This is a genomic window from Escherichia sp. WS1265, assembly GCF_046487585.1.
Lineage (GTDB): Bacteria > Pseudomonadota > Gammaproteobacteria > Enterobacterales > Enterobacteriaceae > Escherichia > Escherichia coli.
Genome location: NZ_JBJQJE010000018.1, coordinates 1 through 15720, shown reverse-complemented (window position 1 = coordinate 15720; position 15720 = coordinate 1). Strand labels below are relative to the sequence as shown.

16 protein-coding genes are annotated in these 15720 nt (G+C 52.8%); 4 read left to right on the top strand and 12 right to left on the bottom strand.

The window, feature by feature from the left end; translation table 11 throughout:
- Positions 1 to 22: 22 nt before the first annotated feature.
- Entirely contained in the window at positions 23 to 1126 is a 1104-nt protein-coding gene (asd, locus tag ACJHX3_RS17405) for an aspartate-semialdehyde dehydrogenase (protein WP_000799956.1), read from the bottom strand.
- 191 nt (positions 1127 to 1317) lie between these two features.
- Here asd and yhgN point away from each other — a divergent pair, with 191 nt between their 5' ends.
- Positions 1318 to 1911, top strand: a complete 594-nt coding sequence (gene yhgN, locus ACJHX3_RS17400; RefSeq protein ID WP_001002544.1) for an NAAT family transporter YhgN — start codon at positions 1318 to 1320, stop codon at positions 1909 to 1911.
- A 56-nt stretch (positions 1912 to 1967) separates the two neighbouring features.
- Here yhgN and gntU read toward each other — a convergent pair whose 3' ends face one another.
- From gntU to ACJHX3_RS17375, 5 genes are all read right to left on the bottom strand, one after another.
- Positions 1968 to 3308, bottom strand: a complete 1341-nt coding sequence (gene gntU / locus ACJHX3_RS17395) for a gluconate transporter (RefSeq protein WP_000210111.1) — start codon at positions 3306 to 3308, stop codon at positions 1968 to 1970.
- Between the two features lie 3 nt (positions 3309 to 3311).
- A complete protein-coding gene (gene gntK / locus ACJHX3_RS17390; RefSeq protein ID WP_042097863.1) occupies positions 3312 to 3839 on the bottom strand; it encodes a gluconokinase in 528 nt (175 codons plus the stop codon).
- 138 nt (positions 3840 to 3977) lie between these two features.
- Entirely contained in the window at positions 3978 to 4973 is a 996-nt protein-coding gene (gene gntR, locus ACJHX3_RS17385) for a gluconate operon transcriptional repressor GntR (protein ID WP_000730252.1), read from the bottom strand.
- A 223-nt stretch (positions 4974 to 5196) separates the two neighbouring features.
- Positions 5197 to 5892 (bottom strand): quercetin 2,3-dioxygenase, encoded by a 696-nt coding sequence (gene yhhW, locus ACJHX3_RS17380; RefSeq protein ID WP_000639811.1) that lies wholly within the window; start codon positions 5890 to 5892, stop codon positions 5197 to 5199.
- Positions 5893 to 6014: 122 nt separating this feature from the next.
- Positions 6015 to 7052, bottom strand: coding sequence for an oxidoreductase (locus ACJHX3_RS17375; protein ID WP_000236295.1), 1038 nt, complete (start codon positions 7050 to 7052; stop codon positions 6015 to 6017).
- A gap of 333 nt (positions 7053 to 7385) precedes the next feature.
- On the opposite strand from ACJHX3_RS17375, the gene yhhY reads away from it, so the two are divergent.
- Complete coding sequence (gene yhhY, locus ACJHX3_RS17370) at positions 7386 to 7874, top strand: N-acetyltransferase (RefSeq protein ID WP_024216389.1); 489 nt, start codon at positions 7386 to 7388, stop codon at positions 7872 to 7874.
- A gap of 58 nt (positions 7875 to 7932) precedes the next feature.
- On the opposite strand, the gene ggt is transcribed toward yhhY, so the two are convergent.
- Positions 7933 to 9675 carry a gamma-glutamyltransferase gene (ggt, locus tag ACJHX3_RS17365; protein WP_094308393.1) on the bottom strand — a complete coding sequence of 581 codons (1743 nt, stop codon included), beginning with the start codon at positions 9673 to 9675 and terminating at the stop codon, positions 7933 to 7935.
- A gap of 119 nt (positions 9676 to 9794) precedes the next feature.
- Between ggt and ACJHX3_RS17360 the strand changes: the two genes are divergently transcribed.
- Positions 9795 to 10235, top strand: coding sequence for a DUF2756 family protein (locus ACJHX3_RS17360; protein ID WP_000825994.1), 441 nt, complete (start codon positions 9795 to 9797; stop codon positions 10233 to 10235).
- Here ACJHX3_RS17360 and ugpQ read toward each other — a convergent pair.
- The 5 genes from ugpQ to ugpB all read right to left on the bottom strand — a co-directional run bounded on the left by ugpQ (position 10222) and on the right by ugpB (position 15255).
- Positions 10222 to 10965 carry a glycerophosphodiester phosphodiesterase gene (ugpQ, locus tag ACJHX3_RS17355; protein WP_024216392.1) on the bottom strand — a complete coding sequence of 248 codons (744 nt, stop codon included), beginning with the start codon at positions 10963 to 10965 and terminating at the stop codon, positions 10222 to 10224. The genes ACJHX3_RS17360 and ugpQ overlap by 14 nt on opposite strands.
- Positions 10962 to 12032 (bottom strand): sn-glycerol 3-phosphate ABC transporter ATP binding protein UgpC, encoded by a 1071-nt coding sequence (gene ugpC / locus ACJHX3_RS17350; RefSeq protein ID WP_000907827.1) that lies wholly within the window; start codon positions 12030 to 12032, stop codon positions 10962 to 10964. The genes ugpQ and ugpC overlap by 4 nt, the downstream gene beginning before the upstream one ends.
- A 1-nt stretch (position 12033) precedes the next feature.
- A complete protein-coding gene (ugpE, locus tag ACJHX3_RS17345; RefSeq protein ID WP_024043927.1) occupies positions 12034 to 12879 on the bottom strand; it encodes a sn-glycerol-3-phosphate ABC transporter permease UgpE in 846 nt (281 codons plus the stop codon).
- Positions 12876 to 13763 (bottom strand): sn-glycerol-3-phosphate ABC transporter permease UgpA, encoded by an 888-nt coding sequence (gene ugpA, locus ACJHX3_RS17340; protein WP_000099289.1) that lies wholly within the window; start codon positions 13761 to 13763, stop codon positions 12876 to 12878. Before ugpA ends, ugpE begins: the two co-directional genes overlap by 4 nt.
- A gap of 175 nt (positions 13764 to 13938) precedes the next feature.
- Entirely contained in the window at positions 13939 to 15255 is a 1317-nt protein-coding gene (ugpB, locus tag ACJHX3_RS17335; protein ID WP_000803182.1) for a sn-glycerol-3-phosphate ABC transporter substrate-binding protein UgpB, read from the bottom strand.
- Positions 15256 to 15558: 303 nt separating this feature from the next.
- Here ugpB and ACJHX3_RS17330 point away from each other — a divergent pair.
- Positions 15559 to 15720 (top strand): helix-turn-helix domain-containing protein (locus ACJHX3_RS17330; protein WP_021535487.1); only part of this gene is annotated, 162 nt, incomplete at its 3' end.

Below are 15720 nucleotides of genomic sequence, written 5' to 3'. Positions count from 1 at the left end.
CCCCAGATTCAATGAATAAAGATTACGCCAGTTGACGAAGCATCCGACGTAGCGGCTCCGCGGCCCCCCACAGCAGCTGGTCGCCCACGGTAAAGGCTGACAGGAACTCTGGTCCCATATTCAGCTTACGCAGGCGGCCTACCGGCGTGGTCAGCGTGCCGGTAACGGCAGCTGGGGTTAGCTCACGCATAGTGATTTCCCGATCGTTCGGAACGACTTTCGCCCACGGATTGTGCGCAGCCAGCAGTTCTTCCACGGTCGGAATAGACACATCTTTTTTCAATTTAATAGTGAATGCCTGGCTGTGGCAGCGCAATGCCCCGACACGCACACATAAACCATCTACCGGAATTACGGAAGATGTGTTGAGGATCTTGTTGGTTTCCGCCTGCCCTTTCCACTCTTCGCGGCTCTGACCGTTATCAAGCTGTTTGTCGATCCACGGAATCAGGCTACCCGCCAGCGGCACGCCAAAGTTATCCACCGGCAGCTCACCGCTACGGGTTAAGGTTGTGACTTTGCGTTCGATATCGAGAATAGCAGAGGACGGGGTCGCGAGTTCATCTGCCACATGGCCATACAGATGGCCCATCTGGGTTAATAACTCACGCATATGTCGCGCACCACCGCCGGAAGCGGCCTGGTAGGTTGCAACGGACACCCAATCAACAAGATCATTGGCGAATAAACCACCCAACGACATCAACATCAGGCTTACGGTACAGTTGCCGCCAACAAAAGTCCTGATGCCATTATTTAATCCGTCGGTAATGACGTCCTGATTGACGGGGTCAAGAATGATGATGGCGTCATCTTTCATGCGCAGAGACGATGCTGCGTCAATCCAGTAACCTTGCCATCCGCTTTCACGAAGCTTTGGATAGATTTCGTTGGTATAATCGCCGCCCTGACAGGTCACAATGATATCGAGGGCCTTTAGCGCCTCCAGATCAAAGGCATCCTGAAGTGTGCCAGTGGTTCCGCCAAAAGACGGCGCAGCCTGACCAAGCTGAGAAGTAGAAAAGAAGACAGGGCGAATGGCGTCGAAGTCGCGCTCTTCAACCATGCGTTGCATGAGAACGGAGCCGACCATACCGCGCCAGCCGATAAAACCAACATTTTTCATAAGCGTTTTTTCCTGCAAAGATGTGTGCTGTATAAATGTGCCGGTCTCCTCTTGGCACATCTTTCACCATACAAAAAGCAGCCAAAGTCGCAAGTGAAATTAATCAATGATAGCGAAGCCATCAGTAATGCGACTTATCCTGCTTTGTTAGCACGCAGAAAGTCCGCGGCAATTATCAGGGAATTTGAGTTATGAATGAAATCATTTCTGCAGCAGTTTTATTGATCCTGATTATGGATCCGCTCGGAAACCTACCTATTTTCATGTCCGTACTGAAACATACTGAACCGAAAAGACGGCGGGCAATCATGGTGCGAGAGTTGCTTATTGCTCTCCTGGTGATGCTGGTGTTCCTGTTTGCGGGTGAGAAAATTCTGGCATTTCTTAGCCTGCGGGCAGAAACCGTCTCCATTTCTGGCGGCATCATTCTGTTTCTGATCGCCATTAAGATGATTTTCCCCAGTGCTTCAGGAAATAGCAGCGGGCTTCCGGCAGGTGAAGAGCCATTTATCGTGCCGTTGGCAATTCCGTTAGTCGCCGGGCCGACTATTCTCGCCACGCTGATGTTGTTGTCTCATCAGTACCCGAATCAGATGGGACATCTGGTAATTGCTCTGCTACTGGCCTGGGGCGGCACCTTTGTTATCCTTCTACAGTCTTCGCTATTTTTACGTCTGCTGGGCGAGAAAGGGGTGAATGCACTTGAACGCCTGATGGGATTGATTCTGGTGATGATGGCAACCCAGATGTTCCTCGACGGCATTCGAATGTGGATGAAGGGGTAACGAGGAGAGTTTTTCGAAAAGAGCCCGGTAGCGTCAGAACTACCGGGTAAACAAACTTAACTCAACAGCTGGAACGCAATCATCCCAACGATGGCACCGACAGTGCCGAGGATGGTTTCCATCATGGTCCAGGTTTTCAGCGTTTCGGCTTCGGTCGCGCCGGTAAATTTACCGAACAACCAGAAACCGGCGTCGTTAACGTGGCTGACAACAATCGAACCACCGGCGATACAAATCGACAGCGCCGCCATTTGCGCTCCGGAATAGTTCAGTTGTTCAATAACCGGCATCACCAGTCCCACCGCCGTTAAACAGGCAACGGTGGCAGAACCCTGAATGATGCGCACTGCAGCTGCCAGCACGAAGCAGGTGATGGCAATCGGCAGGCCCATGCCGGTTAACGCTTCGCCCAGTGCCGGACCTACGCCAGAGTCAACCAGCACCTGTTTGAACACGCCGCCTGCACCAATCACCAGCAGAATGATCCCCGCCGGTTGCAGCGCGTGACCGCAAATCTCCATCACTTTGTCTTTTGGCATGCCCTGACGCATTGCCAGGCCATAAATCGCTACCAGACAAGCAACCAGAATCGCGGTAAACGGATGACCAATAAACTCGAACCATTCGTAAGCGGTAGAGCCTTCCGGCACAAAGCGCGCGGCAATGGTTTTCAGCCCTACCAGCACCAGCGGCAACAGGATCAGCGACAGGCTGAATCCGAAAGATGGCATTTTGCCTTCGCCGAGATGCGGTTCGCTGATGTCGTCAGGAATATGCAACTCCACGTAGCGGCTGATGAAATTACCCCACAGCGGCCCGGCAATAATCATTCCCGGAATTGCCGCACACAGGCCAATCAGGATCATCCAGCCAAAGTCGGCATTCATCTGCGATGCCAGCAGCATTGGCGCTGGTCCAGGCACCAGGAACGCAGCCGCGGCCGCCACGCCTGCGAATAATGGGATTACCAGCTTCACCAGGTTCGTACCGGTGTGGCGCGCCATTGAGAAAGCAACGCTAATCAGCAGAACAATCGCCACTTCAAAGAACAACGGCAGCGCACAGACCAGCCCCGCAAGGCCGATGGCATAATGCGCGCGGCTGTGACCGAAGGATTTGAGCATTTTGACGGCAATCTGATCGACTGCGCCGGTTTCATGTAAGATCTTGCCAAACATAGCTCCCAGGGCGACAACCACCGCCAGGAAGCCGAGGGTGCCTCCCATCCCTTTTTCCATCGTCGCTGCGATTTTATCGAGCGGCATACCGGAAAAAAGGCCAGCCCCCATGGACACCACCATCAAAGCCAGGAAAGCGTGCATACGCGCCTTCATGACTAAAAACAGCAGCAGTAAAACAGATCCTACTGCTGTTAAAACAAGCGTTAATGTAGTCACTACTTATTTGCCTTTTTTAATAACCTCAATGGTGCTTGCCACAACACCTTCCAGCGGTTGATCGATATCCACCACCAGTACATCGGTTTCGTCCGCACCCGGCTCCTGCAGCGTTTCAAACTGCGTCACCAACATTTGGGTTTTAAAGAAATGGCCTTTGCGCGCTTTCAGGCGGTTTTCAATCACATCAAAATCGCCTTTCAGGTAGATGAACGAAAGATTCGGATTACCTTCACGCAGCAAGTCGCGATAGTGTTTTTTCAGTGCAGAACAGACAATCAGCGACACTTTATTAGTGCGCTGCATAGCAAACGCGGCGTCGTTCAGCGCCTGCAACCACGGTTTGCGATCGTCGTCATTCAGCGGTTCACCAGACGCCATTTTTTCGATATTGCGCCGTGGATGGAGGAAATCGCCATCAAGAAACGCGGCATGAAGTTGATGCGCCACTTCACTGGCGACCGCAGATTTGCCGCTGCCCGATACGCCCATCAAGACGTAAATGTGGTGATCATGGTTAGTCGTGCTCAAAGTGGTGCCCCCACAATACAAGAATTAAAAATGTTACGGGTAACTGTTATCGGTAACATTGTCCGGCCGGACAATATCAGAAGCAATATCCATCCGTGCCTTAAGTGTATAAGTGTGAGCTACTTCAAATTTGTGGGCTTAAATAGATCCGCCCGGTGACAAGGTGAAACCTAAATCTAACATTTTCGGTGTCACAGATTCGCCACGAATACGCGCCAGCAGGCGTTCAGCGCCGATACTGCCCATCCGCTCACGCGGCGTCAGTACGCTCGCCAACCGTGGTTCCATCACCTGACCAATGTCATGACCGTGGAAACCGGCAATCGCCATATCGTCAGGAACTTTTAACCCCAGACGCTGACATTCAAACGCCGCGCCGACCGCCAGGTCATCATTAGTACAGAACACGCCATCCAGCTGCGGATATTCCCGCCTCGCCTGGCGAATCAGTTCAATACCGGAAGAGTAAGAAGAAGATTGCTCAACCATCACGCTATACGGCACCAGGCCTGCATCCAGCATCGCCTGTTCGTATCCCTTCTGTTTGATGATAGTACGTTCGTCGAGACGTGCGCCGAGATAGGCAATGTGGCGATGCCCGCGAGCAATAATGGCGGTGGTCATCTGGCGTGCCGCTTCAAAGTTATCAAAACCGACGGCAATATCGAGGCACGGCGACTTGCTGTCCATCAACTCCACCACCGGAATCCCCGCCACTTCAATCATCTTTAAGGTGCGTGGCGTGTGGGTACGTTCGGTGAGGATCAGTCCATCGATATTCCATGAGAGCATTGATTCGAGGCGTTCTTGCTCCATTTCCGGTTTATAACCGTAGTGCGCCAGCATAGTTTGATAACCGTGCGCGTCGGTGACGCTTTCGATTCCGCGTAATACTTCCGCAAAAACCTGGTTGGTGAGAGAAGGTAACAGGACGCCAATCGCCCGGCTGGTGGCGTTAGAGAGGATATCGGGTGCGCGATTGGGAATATAACCCAGTTCATCAAGAGCGGCGGCAATCTTGCCGCGTAGAGCGACGGAAACCTGCTCCGGGTTGCGTAAAAAACGGCTGACCGTCATTTTGGTCACGCCTACACGGTCAGCCACATCCTGAAGTACGGGTCTTTTCTTTTTCATCGTCCTGAAGGTACAAAAGAGATAGATTCTCTTAGTTTAACACGGACGCATCAGAACCTTCCCGGGGAAAACAGTGCTTGTTTACAATTATTAGATATACACTAAATCAATTGCATCGCATTGTGCTAACGACACGGCAAAACCCCGGAAGCGTACATCAGCACGCGACCGGAGCGAGCGTGAAAGCCTGCAAAAAGGCAGGCTTCAAAGATGCCGTTGAATTTTAAACCGGCGGCAGATCGAACAGTAACACTTCGCTGTCGCTATCCGCATGAATGGAGATTGCCTGCTCATCCCAGATTGCCAGACCATCGCTGGTCGAGGCTTTCACGCCGTTAATGGTGACATTGCCTTTCACCACCTGGATCCAGACGCGGCGTTCAGCGGCAATCTGATGCACCGACTGCTCATCTTTCAGCAATGCCCAACGATACAGTTCCATATCCTGATGCACTTTCAGCGAACCATCTCGCGCATCCGGCGAGAGCACCAGCTGTTTGCCCTGTACGGCATCGAAGCGACGCTGTTCATAACGCGGCGTAATACCGTTTTCTTCCGGCATGATCCAGATTTGATACAGATGCAGACGCTCGGTGCTGCTTGGGTTGTACTCTGAGTGACGAATACCCGTACCCGCACTCATAATCTGGAACTCACCCGCCGGAACCTGCTCTTTATTGCCCATGCTGTCCTGGTGCTCAACTGTACCTTCCAGCACGTAGGTCAAAATTTCCATATCTTTATGTGGGTGAGTGCCGAAGCCCTGCCCTGCTTCAATCACGTCGTCGTTAATCACGCGCAGCGCGGAGAAACCCATAAAGTTCGGGTCGTAGTAGTTGGCAAAAGAGAAAGTATGCCAGGAGTCCAGCCAGCCATGATTTGCATGACCACGTTCATTTGCTTTGCGTAAGTAGATCATTTGTATTCGCCCCCTGAATGTTTTCGATGGGCTTAGTGTGGACCCGATCTGCCTGGGATGATAGAGGGTGAAAATTGACCCCTCTGTTCAAAAAAATTGAACTATTCGAGGGGCCATCAAACTTACTTCGCGAGAGTCACTGTGGAGGGAGAGGCTTGCTCAAATCCTCGTTCAAGGATTTCCAGATTGGTAAGAACTTCAGATTCCTTGACGTAATTTGGCGCACCGTTGGTGATGGTTTGATACAACGCATCATAAACGCGCCCGTAATCGCCCATCTCCGGCTTCATCTCTTCTCTGACCGTCACACCCTCGTCATTGACATACTCCAGCACACCGACCGAATCATCCGCTGCGAATCCCGGTTCGCCCGGCATAATATTAGCCTTGAGGCTGGTTTCCTGCTGGTCGATACCGTATTTAATAAACGAACCTTTCTTACCGTGAACGATAAATTTCGGATAATCGATTTTCACCAGATGGCTGGTTTTGACGATGGCTTTCAGGTCGCCATAAAACAGCTGCGCTTCAAAGGTGTCGTCAGGATTGGCTTTATTACGCAGGCTGCGGATGTCATAAGCGACGTGATCCGGGCGACCGAACAGAGAAATAATCTGGTCCATCGTATGCACACCAAGGCCATAGAACGCGCCATCCTGCGGCAGCCCAGGTTTGGTTTCTGCCACCGGGCGGTAATAGTCAAAATGGCTTTCCACTTCGACAATCTCTCCCAGCTTGCCGCTTTCAATCGCTTTTTTCGCCGTCAGAAAGCAGGAATCAAAGCGACGATTCTGATATGGCGTGACGGTCAGCCCTTTACTTTTCGCCAGAGCAAACAGCTCTTTCGCCTGCGCAAGCGTCGGGGTGAACGGTTTTTCGACCAGCACATTTTTCCCGGCTTCCAGCGCGCGCTTCGCGTACTCGAAGTGGCTGTCTGCATGGGTGCAGACCACAACCAGCTTAACATCGGGATCGTTTAGTACTTCGTCGAGATCGCTGGTGAAATGGATATGAGAGTAAATGGGGGCCTGTTCTTCCGGCTTCGCATGGCGGCGAAAAATATGCGCGACATGCCAACTATCCTTGCGGTTAAGTACATACGGCAGATGGTAACGGGTGGTGCTTTTGCCGAAGCCAATAAAGGCGCAGTTGATGACCATGATTTCGTCCTTTTTAAGGTGATTATTTACACCTTAGCGCAAAGCGGACGTGGTTCCTACTGGAGTGCGCATAACGAACACAAGCACTTCCCGTGGATAAATTGAAAACGAAAGATCAAAAAAAAAGCCAGCACCCGGCTGGCTAAGTAATACTGGAAGCAATGTGAGCAATGTCGTGCTTTCAGGTTCTCCGCGAGGGTCTTCCTGATCGCGAGACAATAATAATCATTCTCATTCGCACTTGTCCAACACTTTTTGCAAAAAAATGCATTTGACTCGTATGTGAAAGTCAATGATGTTGAAAGGGACATTTACCCCAAAGAGGACAAAGGAATGAGTGAGATAGTGATACGCCACGCAGAAACACGGGATTACGAGGCCATCAGGCAGATTCACGCCCAGCCGGAGGTGTATTGCAACACACTACAACTACCTCATCCTTCGGAAGGCTGGTGGCCAGAAAGATTGAAAGATCGCCAGGGGTTTAAACAACTGGTTGCCTGCATTGATGGCATCGTGGTGGGTCATCTTTTCATTGAGGCTTATCAAGGCCCACGCCGCAGTCATGTTGCAACTTTTGGTATCTGTGTTGACTCCCGCTGGCACAACCGCGGCGTCGCCAGCGCCCTGATCCGCGAATTGATTGAAATGTGCGATAACTGGCTACGGATAGATCGTATTGAGTTGACTGTATTTGCGGATAACGCCCCGGCAATCGCCGTCTATAAAAAATTCGGATTTCACATAGAAGGCACCGGCAAAAATTACGCTTTTCGTAATGGTGAATATATCGATGCGTATTATATGGCGCGGGTGAAATAGAGAATTTGCAATCTAAGTTTGTCATTTAAGCCCTCACCTACCGGGAGGGCTTAAGATATTAATACCCCGCCGTTAAATCATCCACCGAGCGCGGATCGGATGCGCCGTACAACTCGCCGTCCGGCCCAACCATAATGCTTTGTGTACTACCCATCGCCTCTTTCAGCGCCACTTTCTGACCTTTTGCTTCCAACAGCTTGAGCGTATCCGGGCTAAACCCTTTTTCGACACGCAGCTCGTCCGGCAACCACTGATGGTGGAAACGCGGTGCATTGGTCGCTTCGGCGACATTCATACCATAATCGATGCTGTTCACCACCATTTGCAGCACGGTGGTGATAATCCGGCTCCCGCCTGGGCTTCCGGTGACCAGCCAGGTTTTACCGTCTTTCACCACAATGGTTGGTGACATCGACGACAGCGGACGTTTATTCGGCCCGACCGCGTTAGCGTCACCACCCACCAGCCCGTAAACGTTCGGCACGCCCGGTTTGGCGGAGAAATCATCCATTTGGTTATTAAGCAGAATACCGCTCTCGCCCGCGACAATGCCCGTACCGAAGGTGGTGTTCAGCGTATAGGTCACCGCTACCGCGTTGCCGTCTTTATCCACCACTGAGTAATGGGTAGTTTGATTACTCTCATAAGGCGCAAGCTTGCCGGGGTGAATTTCGCTGGATGGCTTCGCTTTATTGATATCAATTTGATCGGCAATAGATTTGGCATAGGCTTTATTGGTCAGCGCCTGCCACGGGACTTTCACAAAATCCGGATCGCCAAGATATTCCGAGCGGTCGGCGTAGGCGTATTTCTCCGCTTCTGCCATGATTTGCATCGCATCGGCACTGCCAAAGCCGTATTTCTGCATATCGAAGTTTTCCAGAATATTGAGGATCTGTACGATATGGATCCCGCCGGAAGATGGCGGTGGCATCGAGTAAACCTGATACCCGCGATATTCGCCGCTAATCGGTGTACGTTCGACCGCTTTATACGCCGCTAAATCTTCTTTAGTGATCAAGCCACCGTTTTTCTGCATCTCCTGAGCGATCTGCTCCGCTATTGTGCCTTTGTAGAATTCGTCCGGGCCGTTTTCGGCAATCATCTCCAGGCTCTTTGCCAGGTTCGCCTGCACCAGCTTGTCGCCCTTTTTCAGCGGCGCGCCCTCTTTCCAGAAGATAGCCTTGCTGTTTTCGTGATTCGGCAACACTTCGCTACCGTAGGTTTTGAGATCGTCAGCCAGCGCGTCATTAACGATAAAACCATCGCGTGCCAGTTTAAACGCCGGCTGCACCACTTTATTTAACGGCATGGTGCCGTACTTCTCCAGCGCCAGCGAGAAACCTGCGACCGTACCTGGCGTACCGGAGGCCAGATGCGAAGTGAGTGATTTTTTGCTGTCCGGGTGGCCCTGGTCATCGAGGAACATATCGCGGGTCGCTTTGGCGGGTGCCATTTCGCGGAAATCGATAGCGGTGGTATTGCCATTTTTCGAGCGGATCAGCATAAAACCACCACCGCCCAGATTCCCTGCCTGCGGATGCGTTACCGCCAGCGCGTAGCCCACAGCCACGGCGGCATCAACGGCATTCCCGCCCTCCTTGAGGATATCCACCCCCACCTGAGTGGCAGTAGCATCTACAGACGCCACCATCCCCTGTTTCGCGCGTACCGGATGGAAGACATCTTCCTCCACGCCATAAGAAACAGGTGGCGGAGGAGGCGCGGCGGCGGCGCTAAAACAACTTCCTGAGAGCAGAGCAGCAATGGCCACCCGGCGTAAAAACGTCGGTTTTATCATCGTTATTCTCCAGAGATTAAGGGGCAACCCCAGCTAAGCCTGGTATATAACTCTGAATTAATCATCGTTTTGCCGGGAAGCGAGTAAACTTAAAGGATATCTTCAGAGGAGGATACGCGATGAAACGACTTCTGATTCTTACGGCACTCCTGCCGTTTGTCGGCTTTGCACAGCCCATTAATACTCTGAACAACCCCAACCAGCCGGGATATCAGATCCCCAGCCAGCAGCGGATGCAGACTCAAATGCAAACGCAGCAAATCCAGCAAAAAGGGATGCTGAATCAGCAACTGAAAACGCAAACTCAGTTGCAACAACAGCATTTAGAAAACCAGATAAACAATAATTCTCAGCGGGTGTTGCAGTCACAGCCGGGGGAGCGAAATCCCGCCCGGCAGCAAATGCTGCCCAACACCAACGGCGGGATGTTAAACAGCAACCGTAATCCGGATAGTTCGTTGAATCAGCAGCATATGCTGCCGGAGAGGAGAAACGGCGACATGCTGAATCAGCCCGGCACGCCGCAGCCTGATATTCCGTTGAAAACTATTGGGCCGTAAAGTTCGGACCAATCACATCAATCGCATCGGTACAGATGCAATCCACGCCCCAGCGCAGCAACTCTGCCGCGCGCTGGGGTTTATTGACGGTATAAACCAGAATCCGTAATCCGGCGTCTTTCAACTGCATCACTCGCGCTTTATCGAGTAACTTATGATTGAGATGAAGAGAGACGCAGCCCAGCCGCGCGGTCAGTTCTCGCCAGTCGTCGCGCCACTCATCAAGCAATAAACCACGCGGCAGTTCCGGTGCCGCCAATTGTGCGGCTTCTAAAGCATCAATCTCAAACGATGACAGCAGCGGCGGCGTCATACCGGCCCACAGTTCGCGTGCCGCCAGCGCCACCATTTTGCCCGTTAATGGCCCGGTGCCAGTGGTGGGCTTGATTTCGATATTCGCCATCATCCCGTGTTCACGACAGCGTTCCGCCACCTGCGAAAGCAACGGCAGCGGCTCACCTTTAAACGCTTTGCTGTACCAACTGCCTGCATCCACGCGCAGTAAATCCTGCCAGTTCAGATCGCCCGCGACGCCCCAGCCGTTGCTGGTGCGTTCAAGATTGTCGTCATGGAGCAGGAAGATCTCGCCATCTTTCGATAACTTCGCGTCAAATTCGATCATCTTATGACCGTATTTTGCCCCGACGTCGATTGCTGCCAGGGTGTTCTCCGGGGCCAGCTTACCGCCACCACGATGGGCGACGATGCGGGGATAAGGCCAGTTACTCATACTCGTTGTCCTGTTTCACCATCAAAAAGATGTAGCTGATTTTCCGGCAGATGCAGCCACAGCGTGCTGCCTGCCGTCGGGCGCTCCTGATGCGCCAGTCGCACCACCAGCTTCTGTTCGCCCCAACGTCCGTGCGCCAGGTTATCTGCGCCGAGGATCTCCAGCGTGTCCATCACCAGCGGCACACCACCTTCTGCCTGCGAGCTTAGCGCTATATGTTCCGGGCGAATGCCTAGGGTCATTTTACGCCCGGCATACTGACGGTAGCCACCGTTTAGCGGCAGCGTAATACCACCATCCAGTTCGAAATGCGTACCTTCGTTATTCACGCGGCCAGCCAGTAGGTTCATCGCCGGGCTGCCGATAAAACTCGCCACAAACAGGCTGGCGGGCTTTTCGTACACTTCAACTGGCGTGCCAATCTGTTCGGCGACGCCGCCGTTCATCACCATTACTCGCTGGGCGAGCGTCATCGCCTCAACCTGATCGTGGGTAACGTAGAGTGAAGTCGTTTTCAGGCGACGGTGCAGCTGTTGCAGTTCAAGACGCATCTGCACACGCAGCTTGGCATCGAGGTTAGAGAGCGGCTCATCAAACAGGAACACTGCCGGCTCACGCACAATCGCACGCCCCATCGCCACACGCTGACGCTGACCGCCGGATAGCTCACGCGGGCGGCGCTTAAGCAGGCCGTCCAGCTCCAGAATGCGCGCCGCTTCTTTAACACGTTCGGCAATTTGTTGCTTGCCCATGCCACGAATTTTCAGCCCCCACGCCATGTTCTCCTCTACGCTCATATGCGGATAGAGCGCGTAGTTCTGGAACACCATCGCAATCCCGCGATCTTTCGGCTCCATTTCGGTGACACGCTTGCGGTCGATCCAGATATCGCCCGTCGTTACCCGCTCCAGTCCGGCCACCATTCGCAATAACGTCGATTTCCCGCAGCCAGACGGCCCGACCATCACGATAAATTCGCCATCCGCCACATCAAGGGTCAGCGGTTTAATGACCTGGGTTTTGCCATCCCAGCTTTTGGTTACTGCCTGTAATTTCAGTCCTGCCATCTTATTTCTCACTATCGACCAGGCCGCGCACGAAGGCACGCTGCATCACTAAAACAATCACTACTGGTGGGATCAGGGTTAACAACATCGCCGCCATCACCGAGTTCCATTCCGTGGTGCCTTCGCCTGTGGCGATCATCCCTTTAATCCCTGCTACGGTGGTGCCGAGATCCACATCGGTAATAATCAACAACGGCCACAAATACTGGTTCCAGCCGTAGATAAAGGTGATCACAAACAGCGCCGCCAGATTGGTTTTGGACAGCGGAAAAACGATGTCGCAAAAGAAACGCATTGGTGACGCGCCGTCGATCCGCGCGGCTTCCACCAGCTCATCCGGCAGCGTCATAAAGAACTGGCGGAACAGGAAGGTGGCGGTCGCCGAGGCCATCAGCGGCAGCGTTAAGCCGGCGTAGCTGTCGAGCATCTTCAGATTGGCGATGACTTCCACCGTCGGGAAAATACGCACTTCAACCGGCAACATCAGAGTGATAAAAATCATCCAGAAGAAGAGGTTACGCAGCGGATAACGAAACCAGACAATGGCAAATGCCGAGAGCATCGAGACGGTAATTTTGCCGAGCGTAATGCTGAACGCCATCACAAAGCTGTTAAGCAACATCCGCCAGAACGGCGCGCTATTCGTGCCTACCCCGTTCACCCAGATGTTGTGGATGTTTTCCAGCAGATGCGTGCCGGGGATTAGCGTCATCGGCGCGGCGTAGACGGCTTGTTTATCCAGTGTCGCCGCGACAAACGCCACGTACAGCGGGAAGAGGATCACCGCGATCCCGAGGATCAGCATGGTATGGCTGAATATTGTCAGCCACGGACGGTTCTCAATCATTGGTAACGCACCTTGCTTTCAACATAGCGGAACTGCACCACCGTCAGCACGATGACGAGGAACATCAACACCACCGACTGCGCGGCAGACGAAGCCAGATCCAGTCCGGTAAAGCCTTCGCGGTAGATCTTATAAATCAGCGTCGTGGTGGCCTGAACCGGCCCGCCGGACGTGGCGGCGTCGATCACCGGGAAGGTGTCGAAGAAGGCGTACACCAGGTTCACCACCAGCAGGAAGAAACTCACCGGAGCGATAAGCGGCAGCGCAATCTTAAAGAAGCGGCGAATCGGGCCTGCACCGTCGATGGCTGCGGCTTCGATCAACGAACGGGGAATGGATTGCAGCGCGGCATAGAAGAACAGAAAGTTGTAGCTAATTTGCTTCCATACCGAGGCAAACACCACCAGGAACATCGCCTGACCGCTGTTTTGTGCGTGGTTCCAGTCGTAGCCGAACTCAGCGAGAAAATGGGTGATCAGCCCGCGACCGGGGTTAAACAGGAAGATCCATAATACGGCGGCAACGGCGGGAGCCACGGCGTAAGGCAGCAGCATTAAGGTTTGATAGAAACGGCTGCCGCGCACGATGTACTCCACCAGCGCCGCGAAGAACAGCGATACCAGCAAACCGCTGACGGTGACAAAGGTGCTGAATTTTATCGTCGTCCAGAAGGAGTCGAGATAATAGCTGTCATGAAACAGCGTGACGAAGTTATCCAGGCCGACAAACTGGCTGGAGAAACCAAACGGATCGACGCTTTGCAGCGAGTACCACAACGCTTCGCCCGCAGGCCAGATAAAAAAGATAACGGTGATAATGAGCTGCGGCGCGACCAGCAAATAGGGCAGCCAGCGCGAGCGGAACACCGGACGGGATGATGACATAGTTAAACTCTTCGTGTTGTGTTCCCCTCACCCCGGCCCTCTCCCCAAAGGGGCGAGGGAGAAAGGCGGTGCATACTTTCCCACCGAGCGAAGTTGCAAACCGACACGGCACCTGGATACCACGCCGATCGGTCCCCTCTCCCTTTGGGAGAGGGTTAGGGTGAGGGTAAGAGAATTAAGACTTCGTAGACTGCTCAAAGCGGCGCAGTAACTGGTTCCCGCGCTCAACGGCGGTATCCAGCGCCTGCTGTGGTGTCTTCTTACCGGTCCACACGCTCTCCAGCTCTTCATCCACAATCACGCGGATCTGCGGCATGTTGCCCAGACGCAGCCCTTTGGTGAACGGTAACGGCGGCTTATTCAGCATCTGACGCGTCGCGGTATCCGCCCCTGGGTTTTTCTCATAAAAACCCTGCTCACGGGTCAGGTCATACGCCGCTTTGGTGATTGGCAGATAACCAGTTTTCTGATGCCACTCGGCAGCGTTTTCTGGCTTCGCGAGGAAGTCGAGGAACTTCGCCACACCCGTATAAGTTTCTTTATCTTTACCCTGCATTACCCACAAGCTGGCTCCGCCGATAATGGCGTTTTGTGGCGCATCTTTCGCATCGGCGTCGTAAGGCATCATGCCTACGCCGTAGTTAAATTTGGCGTACTCGCGAATGTTGGCGAGAGAACCGGAAGAGGCGGTGGTCATCGCGCAATCACCGTTATAGAACTTCTCAGTGGATTCATCCTTACGCCCGACGTAGCTGAAATCGCCCTTCTTGTTCATCTCTTCGAGCATAGCGATGTGTTTCACCTGCTCCGGCTTGTTGAACTCCAGCACCGCGTCTGTGCCGTCAAAGCCGTTGTTTTTGCTGGCAAACGGCAGACCGTTCCAGGCGCTAAAGTTTTCCAGTTGGATCCAGCCCTGCCAGCCGCTGGCGTAGCCGCACTTCATACCGGAGGCTTTCAGTTTTGCGGCATAGTCCGCCAGATCCTGCCAGGTTTTCGGCGGCTGATCCGGGTCTAAACCGGCTTTCTTGAAGGCGTCTTTGTTGTAATAGAGAACGGGAGTCGAGCTGTTGAACGGCTGGGAGAGTAAGTGGCCGGTTTTGCTGTCGGAGTAGTAGCCTGAAACCGTCGGCACAAACTGCGACTCATCGAACTGAATCCCCGCCTCTTTAAACACGTCATACACCGGTTTAATGGCCTTCGACGCCATCATGGTGGCGGTGCCAACTTCATAAACCTGCAAAATAGCAGGCGCGTTGCCGGTACGAAATGCGGCAATCCCCGCGCTTAAATTCTGTTCGTAGTTGCCTTTATAGGTCGGTACAATTTTGTAATCCGGGTTTTCGGCGTTAAAACGTTGGGCCAGAGAATCCACCTCTTTACCCAGTTCCCCTTCCATAGAATGCCAGAACGGAATGGTCGTCACTGCCTGTGCATTCCCCATTAACGCCAGTCCGAGCGCCAGTGCTGAAGCTGTATAATGTAACGGTTTCATCGTTTATCTCTCTTGTTGTACCGAATGCGCGAATTCACGCGTTTTATGCTCGCGGGGTAACATGACATGCTCGAATTACAGAAAAATAACTTTTTTGTTACATTTGTAAGATAGTAAGGTGTCAGAAAGATGACAAGGCGGTGACGGTACGTGTGAGGGAAAATGGGAGATGGGGCACGGATAAGCGGGAAAAATAGAAGGTCTGAATCAAACTCTACAGATTGCTCATCGTTTCATGCCGGATGCGGCGTATGAACTGCACCCCAAATGTTGGACATAATCTGACATCTGAAGGTGCAGTTTATGAAACATTCATTTGAAGTAAAACTTGCCGCTGTAAATCACTACCTGGCTGGTCATGCAGGCATCATTTCTACGGCAAAACTCTTTCAACTTTCTCACACCAGCCTCTCACACTGGATTAATCTTTTTCTTCTTCACGGTCCTCGGGCACTGGATTGCAGA

Bases quoted from the DNA above. Each gene is read 5' to 3' on its own strand.
- asd (WP_000799956.1), bottom strand. From the start codon at position 1,126: ATGAAAAATGTTGGTTTTATCGGCTGGCGCGGTATGGTCGGCTCCGTT.
- yhgN (WP_001002544.1), top strand. From the start codon at position 1,318: ATGAATGAAATCATTTCTGCAGCAGTTTTATTGATCCTGATTATGGAT.
- gntR (WP_000730252.1), bottom strand. From the start codon at position 4,973: ATGAAAAAGAAAAGACCCGTACTTCAGGATGTGGCTGACCGTGTAGGC.
- yhhW (WP_000639811.1), bottom strand. From the start codon at position 5,892: ATGATCTACTTACGCAAAGCAAATGAACGTGGTCATGCAAATCATGGC.
- ACJHX3_RS17375 (WP_000236295.1), bottom strand. From the start codon at position 7,052: ATGGTCATCAACTGCGCCTTTATTGGCTTCGGCAAAAGCACCACCCGT.
- yhhY (WP_024216389.1), top strand. From the start codon at position 7,386: ATGAGTGAGATAGTGATACGCCACGCAGAAACACGGGATTACGAGGCC.
- ggt (WP_094308393.1), bottom strand. From the start codon at position 9,675: ATGATAAAACCGACGTTTTTACGCCGGGTGGCCATTGCTGCTCTGCTC.
- ACJHX3_RS17360 (WP_000825994.1), top strand. From the start codon at position 9,795: ATGAAACGACTTCTGATTCTTACGGCACTCCTGCCGTTTGTCGGCTTT.
- ugpQ (WP_024216392.1), bottom strand. From the start codon at position 10,965: ATGAGTAACTGGCCTTATCCCCGCATCGTCGCCCATCGTGGTGGCGGT.
- ugpC (WP_000907827.1), bottom strand. From the start codon at position 12,032: ATGGCAGGACTGAAATTACAGGCAGTAACCAAAAGCTGGGATGGCAAA.
- ugpE (WP_024043927.1), bottom strand. From the start codon at position 12,879: ATGATTGAGAACCGTCCGTGGCTGACAATATTCAGCCATACCATGCTG.
- ugpA (WP_000099289.1), bottom strand. From the start codon at position 13,763: ATGTCATCATCCCGTCCGGTGTTCCGCTCGCGCTGGCTGCCCTATTTG.
- ugpB (WP_000803182.1), bottom strand. From the start codon at position 15,255: ATGAAACCGTTACATTATACAGCTTCAGCACTGGCGCTCGGACTGGCG.